At 69.7% G+C, this 1,276-nt stretch carries 1 protein-coding gene and 1 pseudogene; both read right to left on the reverse strand.

The features are described from left to right. Positions 1 to 233 (reverse strand): annotated as a pseudogene (locus AB0B90_RS38635) (gfo/Idh/MocA family oxidoreductase); the annotation flags it as partial. Further along, positions 233 to 1,276, reverse strand: a 1,044-nt coding sequence (locus AB0B90_RS38640) for a substrate-binding domain-containing protein (RefSeq protein WP_362926872.1), incomplete at its 5' end; no start/stop codon positions are given. The pseudogene AB0B90_RS38635 and the gene AB0B90_RS38640, both read right to left, overlap by 1 nt.

Raw genomic sequence — 1,276 nt, forward strand, 5'->3', positions numbered from 1 at the left:
TCCTCACGCGCGATCAACGCCCGCCAGTCGGTCTCGGCCGCACCCCAGCCCAGCTGCTCGGCCGCCGCCGCCGTCCCCTCAGGTGAGCGCCCGCACACCGCGGCCATCACCGGGCGCACCGGCAGGTCGAAGAACGCCGACACACTGCGCCACGCCTGGGAGTGCACCCGGCCCATGAAGGCGTAGCCGACCATGCCGATGCCCAGCGTCGGCTTGCTGTTCGCAGCCGCCATCAGGACTCGAATCCCAGCGGCAGGTACTCGGCCACGTTCTCCTTGGTGATCGTCTCCGAGGCCAGGGTGATCGACTGGGGCACCTGGTTCTCCACCAGGTCGCTCATCCCCTTGCCCTGGGCGATCAGGCGGGCCAGCTTGATCGCCGAGGAGGCCATCGTGGGGCTGTAGGTCACCGTGGCCTCCAGCACCCCCGAGCCGGCCTGGATGTCGCGCATCGCGTTCGCCGACCCGGCGCCGCCGACCATGAAGAACTCACTGCGGCCGGCCTCCTTGATCGCGGCCAGCACGCCGATGCCCTGGTCGTCGTCGTGGTTCCAGATCGCGTCGATCTTCTTGTGGGCCTGCAGCAGGTTCGCCGCGACCTTGGTGCCCGACTCCACGGTGAACTGCGCGTCCTGCTTGGCCGTGACGCTGAAGCCGTAGGTCTTGAGCGCCTCTTCGAAGCCCTTGCTGCGGTCCTGGGTCAGCGGCAGGGTCGCGATGCCCTGGATCTCCAGGATGACCGGGTCGGACACGCCCTTGTCCTTGAGCTTCTTGCCGATGTAGTGGCCGGCCGCGACCCCCATGCCGTAGTTGTCGCCGCCGATCCAGGTGCGGTAGGAGAGCTTGTCGGGGAAGACCCGGTCGAGGTTGATGACCGGGATGCCGGCGTCGGTGGCCTGGCGGGCGATCTGGTTGAGCTGCTGGCCGTCGTTGGGCAGGATCACCAGGGCGGCGACCTTGGCCGCGATCAGCGACTCGACCGCGGAGATCTGCGCGTTGATGTCGTTGGTCGGCTCGACCGGCTTGAACTCGATGTCGGAGTACTCCTTGGCCGCGGCCTCGGCGTTCTTGGCGATCGCGGCGATCCAGCCGTGGTCGGCCGCGGGGGCGGAGAACCCGATGACGACCTTGTCGCCGGGGGCGTCGTTACCGCCGGTCGCGGCCGGGGCCGGCGCCGAGGCGGCAGCGGCCGACGGCGCGGGCGCCTCGTTACCGGTGCACGCCGTGACCAGCGCACCCGCACCGATAACCGCACCGCCGACGAGGAAACCCCTGCG

Source organism: Streptosporangium sp. NPDC049078 (genome assembly GCF_040648855.1).
Lineage (GTDB): Bacteria > Actinomycetota > Actinomycetes > Streptosporangiales > Streptosporangiaceae > Streptosporangium.